The following is a 20,863-nucleotide window of genomic DNA, read 5'->3' on the forward strand; positions in this document are numbered from 1 at the left end:
CCCTCAGAGGCGTGGAATCAGATTCCGGAGAAGCTGGCGTTCTACGACTATATTGGCAACTCTCCGGCTAAGGGCGGTTTGTTCCGCACTGGTCCGATGGACAAGGGTGATGGTATTGCCGAAGCTTGGTTAGGTCATCCGGTATTTACTGATGGCGAAGGTCGGGAATTGACGGTGCGCCGTATGCCGAACTTCTTTGAAACCTTCCCGGTTGTCTTAACCGATGCCAATGGTGTGGTGCGGGCGGATATCCCCTTCCGACGGGCTGAATCGAAATATAGCTTTGAGCAAACTGGTGTTACCGCGACATTCTACGGCGGTCTTTTGGATGGTCAAACCATTGAAGATCCCGCTACTGTTAAGCAGTATGCCCGTAAAGCTCAACTGGGTGAACCGTTTGAATTTGATCGGGAAACCTTAAACTCCGACGGGGTATTCCGTACCAGTCCACGGGGTTGGTTTACATTCGGTCATGCCGTATTTGCGCTGTTGTTCTTCTTTGGTCATATCTGGCATGGTTCCCGGACTCTGTTCCGAGATGTATTTGCTGGGGTTGATCCTGACCTAGACGAACAAGTCGAATTCGGTCTGTTCCAGAAAGTGGGTGATAAGACCACTCGGAAAAAAGAAGCGGTCTAAATATTGCAGTAGAGACGTGCCATGGCGCGTCTCTACCCTAATCATGGAGGGCAAGAGAAAAATTAATTTTTCTTTTGCCTGTTTCGCTATTGTGGTTGACTGAGCAAGGTAAACTGGTAGTACAGCAGATAATTGGGTAAGTTGTGACATGGAAAGCCTCATTTATATCTTTGTTTTGATTGGCGCTCTAGGCGTTCTGTTTTTTGCGATCGCGTTCCGGGAACCACCTCGGATTGAAAAGTAGATCCCTGTGGCGCTGTCTTCTCTCCTGGAGAGCGCCATCGTCTCCCTGATGATTATGATTGATCGTGAATTTGATCAGCTCTCTAGGATACCCTGAGCCTACAGGAGTCTATCTGATTACTTTTGCCGACAGGGATTCGAGCAGGAGAACATTAGATAGACTCGTATCGGCTCAATTTTCTGTATTTAACCAGTCGGAAAAGACTTGCTATTATGCGATGCCCCTATTGTCAGCACACCGACAGCCGCGTTTTGGAGTCCCGTTCAACAGAAGCAGGACAAAGTGTTCGGCGTCGTCGGGAGTGTTTGCTTTGTAAACATCGCTTCACGACTTATGAGCGGATTGAATTTGTGCCGATTACTGTCCTGAAGCGGGATGGTAAGCGAGAATCCTTCGACCGTTCTAAGTTATTACGGGGAATGGTACGGGCTTGTGAGAAAACAGGAGTTTCCCAACGACGCCTAGAAGCGATAGTCGATGAGATTGAAGCTGAAGTTCAGCAGCACTATGGGCGGGATGTCAACAGTGATGAAGTCGGTGAGCTAGTCCTACGCTACCTACAACATGAGAGTGAAGTGGCGTATGTCCGCTTTGCTTCAGTTTATCGGAAGTTTCAGGGCATTCGCGATTTTATCGAAACCCTAGAGCATCTCAGAAATAATACTGAACTCGATAATCCAGAGATATCCCCGATACCACCAGCTATCCCCAACGAGTCGGATGATTCGGAGACATCAGCCTCCCTGGTTATTCCCACATCAGAGGAGCAACAGGTTTTACGGTAAGAGGCGCTGAACCCTGATTACACAGCAGTTTTATCATTTCACGCTCCAGTCTATCTGATTTGATAAAGTTTTGTATACTTCTCGATCTCAACAGGGCAATCCAGATTGAGTTATAATTACCTGTCTGGACTTTATTAAATCTTTTAAAATAAGGTTAGGTTGAGACAAAGCAATGTAGGTGTAGGTGGCACAATACCGACGTGCGAGTACATCGACAGGAGGCATAGTCATTACGGAGATTAAACAAGGAAACACAACGCGCATGCTCAGTCAGAACACAAATACAATAGATATTGGCTTCACTCACGACGATTTTGCCGCCCTCCTGGACAAATATGATTATCACTTTAGCCCGGGTGATATTGTCGCAGGTACAGTATTCAGTCTGGAGCCAAGAGGCGCTCTGATTGACATTGGTGCTAAAACCGCCGCTTATATTCCCATACAGGAGATGTCAATTAATCGGGTTGACGCTCCCGAAGAAGTATTGCAGTCAAATGAAACGCGAGAATTTTTCATTTTGACTGACGAGAATGAAGATGGACAGCTTACCCTTTCCATTCGCCGTATTGAGTATATGCGGGCTTGGGAGCGGGTGCGCCAGCTTCAAACTGAAGACGCAACCGTTCGTTCTTTGGTTTTTGCCACAAACCGAGGTGGGGCGCTGGTTCGCATTGAAGGGCTACGGGGCTTTATTCCCGGTTCCCACATTAGCACTCGCAAACCGAAAGAAGATTTAGTCGGCGAAGAATTGCCATTGAAATTCTTAGAGGTAGACGAAGACCGAAACCGCCTGGTTCTCTCTCACCGTCGCGCTTTGGTTGAGCGCAAGATGAACCGCTTAGAAGTGGGTGAAGTGGTCGTTGGTTCGGTACGGGGTATTAAGCCTTACGGTGCGTTCATTGATATTGGTGGTGTGAGCGGATTGCTACACATTTCAGAAATTTCTCATGATCATATTGACACGCCTCATAGTGTGTTTAATGTCAATGATGAATTGAAAGTGATGATCATTGACTTGGATGCCGAACGCGGTCGGATTTCGCTGTCAACGAAGCAGTTGGAACCTGAACCGGGAGATATGATCAACAATCGGGATCAAGTCTACGATAAGGCAGAAGAAATGGCTCAGAAGTATCGGGAGAAGATGCTGGCACAACAGGAAGGCGTTAATCCTGAATCTCAAGAAGAGGCGATTGAAGAAGAAGAGTTTGTGTCAGCGACGGAAGAGTAATTCCGGTGTCAGGACAGGTTTATACATCCAATAATTTTTTGGGCAAAAATTTTTTGGGTTTGAACAGAGGGTAAATCCCTCTTTTTTTTTAAAGATAGTTTTGTAGAACTTCAACCGTTTTCTGTCCAGTTTTTGCCCAGCTAAATTGACGGGCGCGTTGAAGTCCGAGGGTGCTAAGGCGCGATCGCAATTGGGTGTCGGTGGCGATAGTGTGCATCGCGGCGGCGAGTTCTGAGGTGTTGTAAGGGTTCACGAGGATAGCTGCATCACCAGCGACTTCTGGGAGGGCGGAGAGGTTGGAGGTGATTACCGGAGTCCCACACGCCATGGCTTCCAGAACCGGGAGTCCAAAGCCTTCCCAGAGACTGGGGAAAATAAGTGCGATCGCGTTATTTAGAAGTATGGGTAGTTGGTTGTAGGGAACATAGTCGAGGAATTTGACTTGATGGCTTAAACCCAGTTGTTGGGCTTGGGATTGAAGTTTAGGGGTGTATCGTTTGTCACTTGACCCAGCAATCCACAGTTCATAGTCGCTGCAGTTGGGAAGTGTGGCAAAGGCGTTGATCAGTCGGTGCAGGTTTTTATAGGGGTCATGGCGTCCGATGTAGAGGAAGTAGGGATTATGAGTCGCTTCATTGGGATTTTTGGGAAACGCAGAGGGGCGCAGAGGGTAGCGCAGAGGGGCGCAGAGGGGGCGAAAGTGGTTGGTGTCGTAAGCGAGGGGAATGGGGGTGATTTTGGTAGCGGGGATGGGGTAAAAGTCGGTAATGTCTCTGGCGGTGGCGGTGGAGTTACAGAGGATATGTTGGGCTTGGGTGAGAATTTGGGGGATGTAGTAACGGAAGTAGGGGGTGAGGGGAGAGTTACGTTTGGGAAAGCGGAGTGGGATCAGATCATGAACCATTACGACATAGCGGCAATTGCTAGAAAGAGGCGCTTCGGGGATGGGAGAAAAGAGGAGAGAGGCGTTTAAGGTGTGGTAGAGGCGGGGAAGTTGAAATTGAGTCCATAACAGGCGACGGAAGTGACCCTTTGTTCCTTGGGCTGGGCTGAGATTGGCGGGAACAGGGTAGCTGTGAAAGTCAGAGGCTAGGGGGAAGTGGTTTGACGCGACGGGTGAAATGAGGAGGTTGGGATTCAGGGGTTTTAAGTAGGGGAATAGGTTAGCCGCATAAGTGGCGATACCAGTGGGTTGAGCAAATAGAATGGAGAGGTTGATTAACAGGGGAGACAACAAGGTTAAATAAGTTTCCGAATAATTTATCAACTGAGTGAAGATGTTATCTTATTTCTATATCGTTTTCATTTTTTATAATGAAAAATTATTCATAACTTTCTCCATATACCCAAGATAGATTTACCAAATGAATGCAAAACAAGTGGGTCAATTTTACGTGAAATAGGAATCATATATTTATCCCAAAATAGAATTTGCTGGCGACTTGGCATTTTACTTCTGAGTACTAGACGGTTACTGATTGATGCAAATAATCCCACAGAATCTAGATACTTCAAACATATTAACTCTAGTGTAGATGGAACTGTTTTAAATAAACTTTTTCTGTTATAACGCCGATAATGACCGATAGATTCATCAAATGGAGTAAACAGCCATTGATAAGCTGGAGCCAGTACGATTAACATCCCTCCTTTCCTAAGGTGATTCACTGCTAGTTTAGTTTCCTGAATATCATTTTCGATATGTTCCAGAACATCAATGTAGATGATAGTATCAAATATTTCATCGGGACTTAAATCTATTAAAGTTCCGACCCTTATTTCACAGCAGTTTAAAAGTGAGTTGTTCATCAGTGAAGATTTTAACCTCTGGCTTAAATTAGGATCGGGTTCCAGACAAATCCAACGTTTTTGATTATCTTGACACAAACTCTGCGTAGTGGAGCCAATACCTGCACCGACTTCCAACACCTCACTGCCCAAATAGCGTCTAATGATACTGCTGTAATAAGCTTTCCAATTCTGAGCTTCACTAAATAGATCAAGCTCTGAGCCTATGTAATTAAAGTCACTCATAATTCAATATTTCTTTAATTGACAAAACAAAGTAGTGATAATCCCTTTTTGGTATAAAACCTATATTATTTCTCCCCATTAAAACTACAAAAATAAAAACTAGAGATAGCATGAAACCCTGAATAAATATTATAAAAAATAATCCCACCAGATAGGAACTCCAGCCTGGAATAGCTAACTTGGTCAGCAATCTAATACCAATAACCGTCAAGATAGAAAGAAAACTTAGGCAAATAAGTAAACAAGACGTAACCAGTAACCTGACTCCGACAATATCGCCATACACTGAAATTGCACTGAGTCCGTGGGTTACAAGCTGTACAAAATTCATCTGAGACTTCCCATAAAGGCGAGTACTGCGGCGGCTATAAATATCGGTGTAAGGAACTTTTGCCTTGGAAACACCTGCAGCATAATGATTCCATATTTCTGAGACAGCTACCAGTCTACACAATATTCTACGAGGAATAATGCTAAAATTACCTACCCTAATTTCCTGACCTGTTAGGAGTCTATACAATCCTTTATAGATTAGGTAGAAAAATTTAAATATAAAACTTTCAGAACGTTTACTTCGTCTGGCAAAGACTATTTTTGTATATCCTTCTATTTCACATTTCCTGATTAGTCGAATGACATCCACTGGATCATCTTCTCCGTCTCCATCCATGACGACAATTGCTTGACAGGCTATATTTTCTTCTGTATACGCTAATCCTATAGCAATTGCGCGTTGATGTCCCAGATTTCTTCTCAGATCCAAAACACTAACCTTTTTTATAGCTGCTACTTTATAAGACATAAAATCTTCATGGATTGCTATACTTGAGGCATCATCGACTGCTATAACTTCAGCTTGAATATTTTCATCCTTAAGAACTTGATCTAAACGAATAAGTAACATCTCTAATGACTTCCAGTCATTAAATACAGGAATCAAAATGATAAGAGTTCCATTTGCTTGATAAGTCTTCCTTATGTTTTCCCTCATCATTGATCTTAAAGTACTCGCCTCAGATATAGCAATCCTAAATAGATTGTGGCAATTTTCCATACTGAAATATTTTGGGAAAATCGAATATTTGACCATCAGCAAAAAACTTAAATAACCACTTAACTATTTTAAAAGAGCTGCAAAGATGATAAAATTGTCTAATGAAAGTTTTAACTTGCAACCAAATATCTTCGACTGGATTTTGTTCGGGAGCGTTCGGAGCAAATTTTGTACAACTTATCAACCAGTCTTCCTCTGATAAATCTTGATTAATTGTCTTTAAGTATTCTCGAAACTGCTTGGAATCATGGTAAGTTGCACCATCCCAAAATATCGATAATTTTTTCCCGGGTCGTTTCCTTTGTAAATATTCGATGAAATCGATTGTATTTTCGCTGTTTCCACTTTTATATTCTTTGACTATAAACTCTTTGGTTTGATAATCTAAAGCCCCATAATAAGTCTGTCTTTCTTTTTCATTTTTGAGAGGGACTTCTATTCTTGCATCTGTTCTTCCCCACGCATAACCTAACAAATCACCCCACAGCAGATGACATTCGTCAAGCATAAGCACCGTCCGGCTTCCAGCTTCTATTTCCGGTTTCCATTTTTCTAGCCTTGCCTCTATTTCTTTTTTTTTAGCTTTGACTAATTCATCATTTTTAGCCGGATTCTTTTTTTGAGTCTTTTTCCAACTCACTTGAGCCTCTTTAAATAAGCTATAATAACTTTGATTGGACTCAAAAACTACATTATATTGCTCCTGCAAATACTTCTGCAAGTCTGATAATCTTAGATAATCTTGTTCTCTCAACCACTGAATTGTTTGCTCTTTTTCTTCAGATTTTAAGTAACCTGCTCTACCTTTATATTGAAGCTTTAAACTTTCTACACCCTGAAAAAGCGCTTGATTTTTCCATTGGCTGATAAAACTGTGAGAAACTTTTAATATTTCTTTGACTTCACGATAAGATTTTCCTTCCAAAATCATTTTTACCGCCAAGGCTCTTTTAATTTCTTTGGTCTCTTTTGTCTGATTGATAAAATTAGCCAATTCATCTATAATGTTCATCTTTTGTCTTTTTACTAGGGATGTATTATTACTATTATATCTGTTGCGACCTATTTAGGGCTGCTATAGTAGAATATGCCAGCCAGTTTACCAAGTGCCGTTTGAGGTTTGAGAATTAGCAATATAAAGGTATGGAAGAAAAGACGCCCAAATCTCATCAGCAGTATCCATTTGTTAGTATACCGTTCTAAAGTAAGTAAATAGCTGTAGGTGCTATGCTTATACTTTTGGACGATATTGCGATTTGTAATTGATGAGGGTTGGTGAATAACGGCTAAATGACTGGTAATGGCAATCCGATGACCTTGCATGGCATAGCGGCGACAGAAGTCGAAGTCTTCGTAGTAAAGGAAGTAAGCCGGATCAAACTGGGGGCAAGTTTTAAAATGGTGCAGGTTCAGAAGTAAGCTACAGCCACTCACCCAGTCAGAGGGTATATAGGTGGCTTCTGGATCAGAGGAAAGTAAGTCTGTGGAGAGGATAGCACCAAATTGAGGGACAAATCGACCGCCAGCGAACCAAATATCGCCGCTGGGGGTGTAAATTAGAGTGCCGAGAATGGAAATTTCTGGATGTGATTGAAAGAAAGTAAAGACCTTTTCCAGGGTATTTTCGGGCAAATAGGTGTCGGGGTTGATCATCCAGACTATGGCATCGGAGTTTTGAGTATAAATCCAGTTGAGTCCAAGATTGCAGGCTTTGCCAAAGCCTAGGTTTGTATTTGCTTCTAAAATCTGAAAAGATTTGATATGAAGTCGCCGCACGGCTATATCGTCAGGTGAGTTATTTACAATGACGATTTGATAAGAAATATTGAGATGAATTGGAATTGAGTGGATTAGTTTCTCAATTAGCTGGGTTGAATAGTAGTTAACGGTGAGCAAATAAATCACTAGATCTCGATCAGTCTTACTTAGAAAAAGCCGAAGTTTGCCGGATCAGAAGAACTTCGGCTGAAGAGAACTTAAATTAAGGTAAAGACTCCAAGGGTTTTGATGAAACCAACAAGATAGTCTTCCTCCTTAAATCAGAAACAATATTCCAGAACCGGTAAAGTCTGGAAACAGTAGCAAATCTGTAACACCTTCAACACGTCCAATTAGATCTCCAGAGAAGAAAATGTTGAAATCACCGTTAGATGCATTGAAACTATAATCACTTGCTGTCCCTACTAAGGCGATCAAATCTTCACCCTCTTCAAAATTATTAATTGTAGCGAAGTCAGCATTACCACGACCGAAATAAAACGGTTCTGATAAAACAGCTATGCCAGTAGGATCAGGAATTCCTAAGACAAATAAATCTTGTCCTAAACTTCCTACAAGGGTATCGGCTTCACCAACTCCAAAACTAATAGGGCGAGCATCTGCCACAGATTGTCCATTTTCAATCACGGTTGTCGGCTCAAGTTCAACTCCCGTGATTAGATTTAAGTTGTCATCCCCAAAACCTCCAAACGCAACAACCAAATCACTTCCTGGCGTTCCACCAAAATACGCTCCTCGTCCTTCAAATTGTCCAAATTCATTGTAATGTTCCAAACCCGATCCAAACCCTCCAGCATTAACGGCGGCTGCTACATCGGGATTATCTAAAAGGTAGAATTCTTCATTGAAACCAAACGGTACTAAAGCACCTGGCAAAGCTCCAGGACGGTTCTCTAACTGTCCATGCAGGGCAAAGTGATGCAATCCGGAACCAAAAGCTCCACCAGTCACAGCAGCCGCCACGTCTGGATTGGCAGCTAAATACGCTCCTTCATTCCAGAGTGGGGAACTGATACGACCTTCCTGTAGACCAAGCTGTTGAAAATGCTCAAAGCCGGAGTTAAAAGCACCTGCAGTCACAGCAGCGGCAACATCTGGGTTAAGTGACAGGTACGAACTTTCGTCAAAAAGGGAGAAAGAAGCAGGGGGTACTACACCATCGGAAAAAACTCCAGCACGACCCTCAAACTGTCCATACAAGGCATAGTGTTCTAGTCCAGAACTGAAAAGACCCGCCGTTACCGCAGCAGCAACATCTGGGTTGTTGTCTAAATAGGTGTCTTCTTCGTAAGACGAGGAAATTTCAACCCGACCTTCACCTAGACCATGTTTAAGAAAATGGTCTAAGCCAGAGCCAAAAAGACCTGCCGCTACAGCAGTAGCAACATCTGGGTAATTTGCCAAGTAAACACTTTCATCAAATAGTACGTCAACCATGAGATTCTCCTAATTGAGCTTTAGGGACTTTGACTGCTTGCATATATCTCTGACTAAACGGGGCTTATGCAGTTTTTTGAAAAAACTTACCTAGTACGTATAATACAACGGACTTTCAAAGCCTGATTAATTATACTTTCCCGGTTTGGGGACTGGTGAAAAATATCGCTCAAAGAGCTATCAGGCAATTCCGGCAGTTGTCCCTGTCGGGCAACAAGCTTGTTGGAAGATTACTTTTCTATGATCTATTCAAAAGTTCCCAGCATAATTTTATTGATTTGAAACTTACACCGAATTTTATTAACTATATCTAGTCTAAAGTTTACCTCTACAGTTTTATCAGGAATATTAGAAAGTAGAGAAAGACTTCGGAGTGGAATTAAATAGCTAGAACCTCCCATGGATATAGGTGTTGTATCACTTTTATTTTCTGAAAAACCTTCATCTGACGTTCGCCAAAATATTTGAATAAATGAGGCTGATTCACCTAGGCTAGCTCTACAGGATTTTGAGGTATAATTAATATCAATATAAAAAAAACTTTCTGGACTATTGAGGATTTTAATTTTTGGTAAAATTATATAAGGATCATTCGATGTGGAAACCCAAAAAGATTTATCTGATTTTATATCTTTTAATATGTAATTATTAATAGGTTGAGGAAATTCAACAAGTTTAGGGTGAGATGAAGGCATCCTTACTATCGCTAATACTAAAAAAAAAGTTAGTATAATTAAAGCAAAAAGCTGTAATTTAAGGAAATTTTTCATAACTGAAATTTTTTTATTTTTAGTTTTATCATAAATCTGCCTCCCAGACTCTTGCATTTACTTGCCCTAGTACACACTAAAAAGATTAAAAGGAATGTAAAACATTGTACAAATTACGGAACCGATTATCATTATTGAAATAAAGCGTTTAGTAAAATCAGCTCCTTTAAAAACATAAAACCCCTTAGCGATAAAATAATAAACGATTACAAGAACTGGTAAAAAGTGTCTGCCTTGAGGTTGAAAGGCAATTTTATATGAAAAAGATAAGCTACCCACACCCATTAAAACTACTGCCAGACACATCGTATATTCCATCACTGTCAAATAATGATATGTTAAAGATTTTTTGAAAACAGTAAAGCAACCATACAAAAAGCTAATCATGTAAGGCAAGTAAAAATAGTACCATAAGCTATTCATTCTTAAAGACATATTGTCAAAAATTCCCCAAAATCCTTGTATAATTAATTGCCAATAGTTCATCTGAGTGATGGTATTTAAGTAATCAATAAAACTATGAGATGAAAAAATTGCACTATAGACAACCTGGCGCAACTGAACAGGTCTGGGATAAAAAATAACTTGAGCCATAAAAGAGCCACTAAAAACATCATAATTTGAAAGACCTGGCATTGATAATTTTATTGTATGCATACTATACAATAGATATCCGAGTAAAAAGGAAGCTGATATAGCTATTACATTCAATATAATTTTGTAATTGTAATTATTAAAAGAATTTAATACAATAGGAAAAGTTTGCTTAAAACGAAATAAAAAAATAAATAAAAGTATAAAAGTAGCTGAAGCATAAACAATTATAGATGAGGATTTGGCAAATAGACTGCTGAATAGCGTTAGGCAAAGCAGTGGAAGTATTAATTGGGAAAAGTTAAATTGTTGAATTAAAGTATTTTTACTATCTAATTTTGATAAAATTTTTGGCAAAATTTTCAATAAAACAATAATAGATAAAGTCGTAATCCAACAAGCAAATACATCATTGTTAACATAAGAAGAAATAAAAACATATTGCGGATGAAATGCCAAAGCAATAGCCAATAGATTGGCAATTATTTTATTTCTTATAAGTTGAGAAAAAATATGCTGACAGTTGATGACTACCACAATACTAAGTAAAGCATTAGTAATTCTACAGATATAAATCAAAATAGAATCATTATTAAAAAAAAGACCAAACACACTCTTAGAAATTACCATATGGAAATAAGACATTTGTACTTGAAGAACATGAGCTCCCACTTGTGCCGTCACTATTTCCTGAGAAGAAGGTTGCCTAAAGTATTCTGATAAATATTCTACTGCCGTCCAATGAGAAGATTCATCAGGTGCATTCGATAGCAGAGGGATGATGCTGATCCAAATCAGTCTCACCAAAAAAGCAAAAACAATGGCGATATAGTAACCGTAAATATATTTTCCTTTAGTCGTTTCTTTTAGCAGCTTTATCATAATCTACTTGATAACAATGAAGGAGCAACGATAATATATTACAACAGTTTATTGTTGTCCTATCAGCTTTTTTAGTTTAAACCAAACATTGCGTAATTTCCAAAATTTACTCGTTTCCATTGCTTCAATCAAATTAATTGCTTGCTCTAATTCAACCTGCTTATGTTGAAGCTGCAATTGCAGCCGCTCCAATTCCGCATGAACGTCTGGCGGAAGAGATTGCAACTGCTTTACGTCAAGTTGAGCATTCTGAAGATGGGGAACTAGCTCAGTAGATGATAACCAACGAATGGCTTGCTCCAATTTAATAGATGTTAAATTGACTTCACTTTTATTAGGTATAAAGTATCTTGTAGAAGAACGGTCAAGGGTAAAAGTTCTGATCGGCTGGATAGTATTACCATCATAATCATGATGAATCTCCAAAAAAACGCCAAACTCTCTAACGCAATTTTTGTAGTGATTTATCGCAAAGTCTATAGGGGTTTGATGTCGATAAAGATTTACTAGAAATATAGGATCAACGGCGTATATAAACTCTTTCAGTAACCATCGAGCTTTCAGTGACTTTGACCATTGCTCGGAATGCCATACGCACATGTGTAAATAGTGATCTTCGTTGAAGAACAATTCGTGTCCAAAAATGAATGCTGAATTTGACCAACCATAGGGAGTCCAAAATTCTAGCTTGGCACCATCAATACAAACACGACTGATTTCCTGAAAAATTGGCACTGGATTTTTAACATGTTCTAAAAAGTGAGACGCATGAATGTATTCAACACTTCGATCCGGAAAGGGTAGCGGTTCCGTTTCAAGATCCACAATATAGTCAACACCCGAGTAAGGATGAATATCAACACCAAGGGTTCCTTCTTTTTTTGAGCTTCCACAGCCTAGGTCAATTTTTAAATTACTCATTTTTACCCATGAAAAATATATAGATTATAACATTTAAGTGATTTTCCGACAAATGACAATTAACTCCATTTCATTTTTTTGAATTAATTCAATCTCTAAAGGAAAAAATAACTTTTTTTTGCAGTGTAAAAGTAATTCTAAGAATTCAAATTGAGTCCATACATGAAAGTGTATACTATAATTTTTATCGATCAGTTCTTGTGTTTTAAGGGCAACTTCGTTTTCAGAAACTTTGCTAACTAAACGACTCCACTCCTCAAAGTGAGATTTTTTTGACCATGCTGGTCCCTCTGCGTAGTCCTGAACTAAATGTTCAAGAGTAGTGACGGGACGATCACGATCAAATGTATATCGCTTGTCAGGTATAGCTAAATACAAAATCCCACTTCCTTTTAAGGTTCTCAACCAATTTTTAAGTGAAAAAATGGGGTTTTGGCAATGCTCAATCATGTGATTAGCAATAACAAAATCTAGTGAAGCATCTGCTATAGACGCTAAAGTCTCGCCATCATCTATGATGTCTGGTTCAACTAAATTATACTTTGATAACTCTGGGTATTGTTTCCGTAATTGCTCTACAGGCATCCGATCTAAATAGCGTACTGTAACGCCAACTGGAATTTCCAGGGGTGAATGAAGTGGTCCAATTTCAATGCCATTGCCTGTTAAATATCGAGAAGCAATTTGTTTACGCAATGAGTTTTCTGGTAAATTAGACTTGACAGCTTCTAAATATTTTTTTTGAGTAAAAGTTTGTATTGTTTTCCAAAAAAACATTAAATCAACACTCCTAATGTTAAATAAACTATATATTGAGATACCTATATATTTATACTATAATCATCTGCACTTCTTGTTAAATTAGGATTATAGCAAGGATCTTTTTCAAGTATTTTACCCCACTTTTTCTTCATATATTCTGCCTCTCTACCTAGACGTACCAGTTTTTCAGAGCTATCATCGTCACGTCCTCGACTCTTGGACTCATGATGGTACAGCACAACATGAGGCAGATAAATATTTCGATAACCTTGCCTGAGAAGTTTGAGACAAAAATCTACATCATTATAGGCAATAGCTAATTCCTCAGCAAATCCTCCCACTGCTTCGTATACTTCGCGTCTGCACATTAAACAAGCACCTGTAATCGCTGAATAATTATTGATTGTTATCAATTGTCCTGCATAACCTGGTGATGTCGAGGGATACTTCTTATGACCATGACTCGCAACACCACCAATTCCCAGTACAACTCCAGCATGTTGTATGGATTTATCGGGATATAATAAGAGTCCACCAACAGCTCCAATAGAAGGTCTCTGAGCTTGCTCGACGAGAGCATCAATCCAGTCTTGCGTAATCACTTCTATATCATTGTTTAAGAAGAGCAAATAGTCACCTTTTGCTTTAGCAACAGCGTAATTGTTAATTTTAGAAAAATTAAACTCAATGTTTAATGGATAACAGCTAAATCGCTCATGTTCTTTACTCTTCCAATAATCAATAATTTGAACGGTATCATTTTCAGTACTTCCATTATCGATTACAATTACTTCATAATTTGGGTAGGCAGTCTTCTCAAAAATGGATTTTAAACAGTTATTCAAAACATTTCCTAAGTCTCTAGTAGGAATAATAATACTAACTCGTTTATAATCTTCTATTTTATATCGAACTCTGTATAGACCTGGAAATCCAGGTAATCCACTAATGATTCCATTTTCGCCTCTTCTGTGAAGAGCATCTATAAGTGCTTTTTCACCAGCTTTATAAGCATAAGGCTTAGCCTCAACTCCACTGGCGGCAGATTGAGGATGAATTCTCCAATGGTAAAGTATTTTTGGAATATGAAATATATTTTTAGTTTTTTCAGTTATTCGTAAAACAAGATCGTAATCCTGACTTCCCTCATAGCCAACTCGAAAACCTCCAATTTTTTCTACTAGTTCTCGTCTATAGATTCCTAAATGACAAGTATACATCCGAGATAAAAATGAGTCGGGACACCAATCTGGCTTGAAGTAAGGCGATGAAACTTTATTTGTTTCATCAATTTTATCTTCATCAGAATAGATCATGTCCGCTTCAGGATGCCGATTCAACAAAAGAGCTACTTCATACAAAGCATCTGGGGTGAGTAAATCATCGTGATCCAGTAGAGCAATAAACTCTCCAGTCGCCATTTCTAAAGCTGAGTTAGATGCGTTAGAAATATGCCCATTAGTTGTCCTAATAACAACTTTAATTCTTGTCTCTTTCGCTGCATATTCTTCCACGATATTTTTGACGTGAGGCTGAGTTGAAGCATCATCAGCAATACATAATTCCCAATAGGGATAAACTTGGTTTATTACTGATTCTATTGCCTCCCGCAAGAAATGCTCAGACGTATTAAACGTTGGCATAATAACACTAATGACTGGCTGATAAGGGAAAATTTCTACTGTCTCAGCCATCTTACGTAAGTCCGACTCTCTAGGAAAATTTTGTTGCAACCATCTTTGGTAACTATCAGGTAGTACTTCATAACTAGATGATCCATTATCTAACCTAAGATAAACTTTCTTAGAAATTCTAGCTATTGCATAGCGCAAGCCTTTATTTCTTAAAATATAGATCAGACGCTTTATTTTACCACCTAAACGATTAATTGAAAAACTCGCATCATCAGAAATTCCTAAAGTTCGCCTCAATTTAAACCAAAATGTACGCATTTTCCAAAATTTACTGCTTTCCATTGCAATAACAGTGGCTCTAGATTGTTGCAATGATAGTTCAGTCTGTTGCAATGATAGTTCAGTCTGTTGCAATAATAGTTCCCTTTGCTGTAGCTGAGACTGTAGTCGTTTCCATTCGCCTCTAAAATACTCGGATTCAATTTGACTCTTTTGAACGGCGATTTCTAAATTGTCTAGTTTTGTCCTAGTCAATACTACATGAGGAACAGAATTTATGTGTTTAAAATACTCATCAAAGGTTTTAGCTGACAAATAACTCGTTTGTCTCTGTAGGTTAAATTCTAATTCATTAAAATATAAATAATCACCGTCTTCTATATTTAAATTTATTAAATTGAAACAATAATTTACAAAGCATTTCAGATCTTCCTCTTTTAATAAAGGTCTCAAAGCATCTTTTATCCAAGGAAAAATATTTATGTAAAAATAAAGTAATCCTCTAAAAACAACAAAATTGACTGTTACTTTATTAAGGTAGTCCCATTCTCGATCAATATAGAAGATCTGGTTATCTTCAGTCACTATTAAGTTCCAAGGTGTACAGTCTATGTATGTACCAGGCAAATCTGTTTTTTTTAGGTTCAAACGTTTAGACTCTTGAACTAAAAAAATGTACCACTTTTGAAGTGTATCTTTAAAATCTTCTTCATTAGAACTTAATGAGATAACTAACTGTTCCATTAAGGGTGTACCCTGAACAAAGTCTGTTGTTTCGTTGGGGTAATGCTTTAATTCGTTATCACTATTCGTTTTTTCTTGAAGTGCTGCCAAAGAAGGGTAAATAGGTTCACGTACTACCTTTAATGAACCATCCAGTCCTTGACATAAACTAACTTGAGTCATAAATTGCTTGTAACGTTTTACACTATATTTGTATGCAATACAATTTACATCTAAATAGCTATCAATTTTGTTAGAACTACTGCTTGCTAAAACTAGAAACGAATTACTCATTTCCGACGATAAACCGTTATGCTCTAGTTGTTTAGCCACTAAGAACTCATGAAAATTTTCTAGTTTAGAATGACGGTAATCTCTTGAGTTACAGTATCCTAACCATTGATAAAGCCAAGGCTTATCTCTCTGAAAATAAAATTCATCAATATTGAGCAACACTTCGGGTAACTTATAATCAGGAAATGGATATAAAAATTTAAAGGCATCAAATCCAGCTAACTTGAGTAAATTTTCTAGTTCTCGTTTACCAAATGTTTGGATTTTCTTCTCCTTTACATACCCTTCTATTCCGTCAAATAATAAACCCGTGTGATCTTCCGAACATCTAGCCCAATATTTAAGTCCTAGTTTGTTTTCAATCGCTAAAATCAGAATGCCATCATCTTTTAAATAATGTTTGGCTATCTCCAGAGTTTTTTGGTATGGATTTTGAGAGTGAAGGTATAATCCGCTATACTCGAGAACACCAATTAATGTAACAGCATCAAATTTCTGATTAAATTCAATATCTTTAAAGTTGGAAACAACGACTTGAACACTATTTAAATCTTGGCATCGTAAAGCAGCAAGTTTCGCTCGTTGCTTACTTCCTTCTAAAGCAATGACATGTGGAATATTTTCACCTAAGTATCGAGTAATAGCGCCACAACCCGCCCCCAACTCTAATACAGAACTACATTGATTAATTTGTAGTGGGCGAAGCAAGCTACTCCGTTGAGGACTTAAATGATACTCTGAGGACCAATCACGAATACAACTTGCCAGTTCAGTAGAAGAGGAACTTAAATCAGAGACTTGCCGTAAGCAATTTTCTAGATAAATTTCTTCCTCTAATCCATCTGAATAGGTAAAATTGAATCCATCTTGAGAAGGAAGCCATAGATTCAATTCAGGATTTTTGCAAAAATCGTTGGGATACTTCATTTTTTAGTAAAACTTAAGAATTAACAACAACACAAGTAGATTCTTCAATTTTAACAGTAATCTTACTATTCAGATTGACTAAGCCTTGACTTAGATCATTAGTTGATGGAATAACCTTTAAGTTAATCACATCATATCTTCTGTCAATTGGAAATACCGTCCCTTCCTCTAGGGAAACAAAACCAAAAGAAAGAAAGTAATTGCCTGGACAAACCATGAGGTACTGTTCAAAGGTAATCTCAACCAAAGTTTCAGCCGTCAATGGTGGTATATCAATATTTTTGAAATAAGTATTTGTTACATATATATCTTCACCTTTAGAATCTTTAAGCGTCATCGCAAACAATGGATTTACGACGCCATCTTTAACTAAGACTTTCAAGCGGGCGATCATCCGTTCACAAGACGTGAAACAAAGTGTTTCTCTACCTTCATGATTTTCAATGCGTATGTCCTTAATTTCACCTCGATGACTACCATATCGATATTCTAATGTTCTACGCTGTTCCGATAAGTTGCTTAAACTTGATGCCAATTCCTGTTTAGGGTTCGGAACAGTGTTTTTTTCATCTTCTGGAAATAAAAGTCGGGTATAGTGATTAATGACAACATTTGGCAATGTTTCTATAATTTTTTGACCTTGATTTAATAGCATGGCTTTTTGACAGTATCGCTTAATGGAATTACTGTCATGGGAAACAAAAAGGACAGTGACTCCTTTTTCTTGAAGCTTTTTGAGCTTAAGAAAGCACTTTAATTGAAACTTAGCATCGCCCACGGAGAGTGCTTCATCAACGATGAGAATATCAGGATCGACATTAATTGCCACCGCAAATGCCAGCCTAACATACATGCCACTGGAGTAAGTCTTTACAGGTTGGTCGATAAAGTCACCAATATCGGCAAAACTCGTAATAGGATCAAATTTATCTTCAATCTCTTTTTGGCTTAACCCTAAGAGTCGTCCATTAAAAAATACATTTTGTCGTCCGGTAAACTCTGGATTAAATCCACTTCCCAACTCTAATAAAGCGGAAATCCTACCATTGACAACAACTTCTCCACTGGTTGGTGTCAAGGTTCCCGCAATAATTTGTAGGAGGGTACTTTTTCCGGAGCCATTAGATCCGACAATTCCAAAGGTTTGCCCCTTGGGAATTTCTAAGTTAATATCTCGTAATGCCCAAAACTGATCCGCTCGACTTTTTCCGGGAAGTAAAATCTCCTTGAGTCGATCAATAGGATGATGATAGCGCTTAAAGCACTTAGAAATGTTCTTTAGAGAAATCGCAATTTCACTCATTGAGTTTTAAACTCACACACTCACACTCACACACTTTTATGTACCAAACTAGGTACACCCATCAGGATTATATCCCTTCTCTGCTAGAATTTTAATCTGATCCCCGTAATCTTCAACCCGAACATGACCCGAGAAGCCATTGACAAAGACGGGTGTCTTGTGTTCCTTAAACCAAGTCCTAATTCGGGAACTGCGATCGCTACACCATAAGCCTGAGGGCGACGGGACTAAAGCATACTTCGCTCCCACCTGTTCAAAAAACTGATTCGGGGCTACCCCCTCCGTACCATGGTGAGGCATTTTCAGAACATCAGCGGCAATTTCTTGGGGATGATCGGCTAAGTAACTCCCGATCGCCCGGTTCAAGTCACCCGTAAATAAATGCTTGTGCTGACCATGTTCTAGCCTCATGATCAGGGACATATCGTTGATATCAGTTGTTCCCACTGGCGTCTGGATGCCATTAAAGGCGTAAAGGATCTTGAGGACAGTATCGTGACCTAAGTCGAAGGCTTGACCTGCTTGGGCAGATTTTACCTCAACTTGGCGTTCTTTTAGCATTTTCCGATAAGTCAGCACCTCCTGATAATTGCAGCCCCAAGGAATTTCCCGGTCACAAATGGTCTTGTCGGGTATGTTAAAGTAAACCTCTTTAATGGTAATCCCAGCGTTGATAATAGCAGTAGCCGCTAGTTTCTGGTACTTACTTGGATTTTTCATAGAGCCAGTAAAAAGGAGGAACAAAGGTTTTCGTCCAACCTGTAGTTAGTACAGCGTCGGCAATCTTCTCAAAGTTTTGATTAAATGTTAATTCTTTTTGCACTAAACTCGCCTGCCAATGTCCAGAACCCTGCGCGACAACTGACACAGGAGGTGGATTCATTTTGTCGGGTATAGCAATCAACAAATTACATACTTGATTAGCTTCTATATAATTTTTTAATGCCTCGCTGCTGGTTATGCTGGCTAGAGTAGTGCTGGGATTGTAGGTAAGGGATCGAGTGATAATCGGTAAATCAAAATGAGTTCCCAACATAAAGCGAGTGGCACTATCACTCACGAAGGCACAATCTGAATTAAGCTTACGATTATCTGAAAACCATTTTGCCGTGACATCTATTAACTTTAAGGATAATTCGGCTGGAGGTTGATAAACTTGGAACCAAAACCTACCCCGATAAGGATACATTGGCGGCAAAACCATTATTACACCTACAATTAAAACGGATAGGGTAACCTGCAATCGAGGTAAATATAATTTCAGGTTTCTCCTCAATAGCATCAGAATTTCTCGTCCCCCCAAGACGAACATAAAGCTCGTGGGAAATGCATATAAAGCTCGGTAGGTAACATAGTTACTTGTGTTTCCATGAACTACGGCAAAAAATAGGACAAAAGGGGGGAAAAGCATTAACAGGTAGGGGGTCAACGTCAAAATCGATATAGTTTTATGCTTTCCTAAAAAAACAATGGCTAGAATCAAACTGATTAGACCATGAATGCCAAAGGTTTCAAAATAAGCAAGTTTGGCATCCCATATCCGAAACGTTCCCCACTGAGACACGTAGGGTAGACTCCAGGATTCAGTTGGTATGATTTGAGGATTTTTGACCAGATAGGCTCCGAGAGCGAAACTGATAGGGATAATGATGGCTGAAACATAAATAATTTTTTTCAGATGTTTCCTTTGGCTAGTTATATAGTCCAGAAATAAAGCAACCCCAGAGATACACAACAACATCAACTCCTGCCAGTGGTTATAATACATGATTAAGCCAAGCGGGATCAGTAAACCCAGTTGTTTGATTTGACCATTTCTGGCATTCATTAAAACAATGATTGCTCTCAGATAAGCGATATAAGCCAAAGGGGTTGATGAAAGCGCATAGTATCTATAGAAGCCAAACAGATTTGTGCCAAATAAAAATATAGTGGCAACGACTTGAACCTTTGCCCAGTATTGGGAAAACCCTAAGCGAAGTGCCAATAAATAGAATTGATAGGCTAGGAGTAATTGCCAGAAAGCGCTGTAAATATCCAGTGCCACTCGTCGATAGAGTAGCGGCACATCAAACATCAGAGTCCAGCCCCAAAAATAAGTAAATTTGTGGTTGACTCGATTGTCTTGAATAAAATCACTGCCTTGCCACGAGAAAATTCTCCGGAAATGCTCCCACGGATCAGAGGGGAATTCCAGATAAGCTCCTGGTATTAGAAAAAGAAGCAACAGGGCAACCCAGAAGAATACATCGGATGCCTTAATCTTTCTCGCCGCCAAATTTAAATAATGCAAAAATAATAAAAAATTACCGCCATGAAGGATAATAAATATAGTTTTTAAAGCAGATATCTCTAGAGCAAAATACTTGAAATATAAATAAAAAAGCAGGTATGGCAGGAAAAACAACCAACCATCCGCAAATAAAATTATACTGAGATTATCTAAGCCTTTACGTATATAATTAAGATAATTTTTCATAAAAAAATAGGTTTATCTTGCCCTGTTCTTTAAACAATTTTATTTATATAAATTTCAGCTAAAACGCATTTAAATTGTGTATTACCTGT

At 38.8% G+C, this 20,863-nt stretch carries 17 protein-coding genes and 1 pseudogene; 4 read left to right on the forward strand and 14 right to left on the reverse strand.

Annotation, left to right across the window (positions count from 1 at the left end):
• The 4 genes and pseudogenes from MC7420_RS26490 to MC7420_RS26500 all read left to right on the forward strand — a co-directional run.
• Positions 1-639 (forward strand): annotated as a pseudogene (locus MC7420_RS26490) (photosystem II chlorophyll-binding protein CP47); the annotation flags it as partial.
• Positions 640-787: 148 nt separating this feature from the next.
• Positions 788-883, forward strand: coding sequence for a photosystem II reaction center protein T (locus MC7420_RS36325; protein ID WP_063712032.1), 96 nt, complete (start codon positions 788-790; stop codon positions 881-883).
• A gap of 212 nt (positions 884-1,095) precedes the next feature.
• Entirely contained in the window at positions 1,096-1,668 is a 573-nt protein-coding gene (gene nrdR, locus MC7420_RS26495) for a transcriptional regulator NrdR (RefSeq protein WP_006104422.1), read from the forward strand.
• Between the two features lie 262 nt (positions 1,669-1,930).
• Entirely contained in the window at positions 1,931-2,902 is a 972-nt protein-coding gene (locus MC7420_RS26500; protein WP_006104517.1) for a 30S ribosomal protein S1, read from the forward strand.
• An 88-nt stretch (positions 2,903-2,990) separates the two neighbouring features.
• Here the strand turns inward: MC7420_RS26500 and MC7420_RS26505 are convergent, their stop codons facing one another.
• From MC7420_RS26505 to MC7420_RS26570, 14 genes are all read right to left on the reverse strand, one after another.
• A complete protein-coding gene (locus MC7420_RS26505) occupies positions 2,991-4,136 on the reverse strand; it encodes a glycosyltransferase family 4 protein (protein ID WP_006104495.1) in 1,146 nt (381 codons plus the stop codon).
• A 92-nt stretch (positions 4,137-4,228) separates the two neighbouring features.
• Positions 4,229-4,936: a class I SAM-dependent methyltransferase gene (locus tag MC7420_RS26510; protein WP_006104458.1), complete on the reverse strand. Its 708-nt coding sequence runs from the start codon at positions 4,934-4,936 to the stop codon at positions 4,229-4,231.
• Positions 4,929-5,930 (reverse strand): glycosyltransferase, encoded by a 1,002-nt coding sequence (locus MC7420_RS26515; protein WP_044209921.1) that lies wholly within the window; start codon positions 5,928-5,930, stop codon positions 4,929-4,931. Before MC7420_RS26515 ends, MC7420_RS26510 begins: the two co-directional genes overlap by 8 nt.
• A 34-nt stretch (positions 5,931-5,964) precedes the next feature.
• The gene (locus tag MC7420_RS26520) at positions 5,965-7,002 is read right to left on the reverse strand and encodes an IS630 family transposase (protein ID WP_006097775.1); all 1,038 of its coding nucleotides are present in this window, start codon (positions 7,000-7,002) and stop codon (positions 5,965-5,967) included.
• Between the two features lie 50 nt (positions 7,003-7,052).
• Positions 7,053-7,895, reverse strand: coding sequence for a glycosyltransferase (locus MC7420_RS26525; protein WP_006104468.1), 843 nt, complete (start codon positions 7,893-7,895; stop codon positions 7,053-7,055).
• 129 nt (positions 7,896-8,024) lie between these two features.
• Positions 8,025-9,206: a hypothetical protein gene (locus tag MC7420_RS26530; RefSeq protein ID WP_006104449.1), complete on the reverse strand. Its 1,182-nt coding sequence runs from the start codon at positions 9,204-9,206 to the stop codon at positions 8,025-8,027.
• A gap of 245 nt (positions 9,207-9,451) precedes the next feature.
• Complete coding sequence (locus tag MC7420_RS26535; RefSeq protein ID WP_006104396.1) at positions 9,452-10,033, reverse strand: hypothetical protein; 582 nt, start codon at positions 10,031-10,033, stop codon at positions 9,452-9,454.
• A gap of 9 nt (positions 10,034-10,042) precedes the next feature.
• Complete coding sequence (locus MC7420_RS26540; RefSeq protein ID WP_006104471.1) at positions 10,043-11,452, reverse strand: hypothetical protein; 1,410 nt, start codon at positions 11,450-11,452, stop codon at positions 10,043-10,045.
• Positions 11,453-11,500: 48 nt separating this feature from the next.
• Positions 11,501-12,373: a class I SAM-dependent methyltransferase gene (locus MC7420_RS26545; RefSeq protein ID WP_006104428.1), complete on the reverse strand. Its 873-nt coding sequence runs from the start codon at positions 12,371-12,373 to the stop codon at positions 11,501-11,503.
• Positions 12,374-12,406: 33 nt separating this feature from the next.
• The gene (locus MC7420_RS26550) at positions 12,407-13,150 is read right to left on the reverse strand and encodes a methyltransferase domain-containing protein (protein ID WP_006104388.1); all 744 of its coding nucleotides are present in this window, start codon (positions 13,148-13,150) and stop codon (positions 12,407-12,409) included.
• A 44-nt stretch (positions 13,151-13,194) separates the two neighbouring features.
• On the reverse strand, positions 13,195-16,992 hold the full coding sequence (locus MC7420_RS38580; RefSeq protein WP_006104501.1) for a glycosyltransferase: 3,798 nt from the start codon (positions 16,990-16,992) through the stop codon (positions 13,195-13,197).
• 13 nt (positions 16,993-17,005) lie between these two features.
• The gene (locus tag MC7420_RS26560) at positions 17,006-18,295 is read right to left on the reverse strand and encodes an ABC transporter ATP-binding protein (RefSeq protein ID WP_006104345.1); all 1,290 of its coding nucleotides are present in this window, start codon (positions 18,293-18,295) and stop codon (positions 17,006-17,008) included.
• 48 nt (positions 18,296-18,343) lie between these two features.
• Complete coding sequence (locus tag MC7420_RS26565; RefSeq protein WP_006104513.1) at positions 18,344-19,015, reverse strand: ComEC/Rec2 family competence protein; 672 nt, start codon at positions 19,013-19,015, stop codon at positions 18,344-18,346.
• Complete coding sequence (locus MC7420_RS26570) at positions 18,999-20,774, reverse strand: hypothetical protein (RefSeq protein ID WP_044209926.1); 1,776 nt, start codon at positions 20,772-20,774, stop codon at positions 18,999-19,001. The genes MC7420_RS26565 and MC7420_RS26570 overlap by 17 nt, the downstream gene beginning before the upstream one ends.
• Positions 20,775-20,863: the final 89 nt, after the last annotated feature.

The organism is Coleofasciculus chthonoplastes PCC 7420 (assembly GCF_000155555.1).
GTDB lineage: Bacteria > Cyanobacteriota > Cyanobacteriia > Cyanobacteriales > Coleofasciculaceae > Coleofasciculus > Coleofasciculus chthonoplastes_A.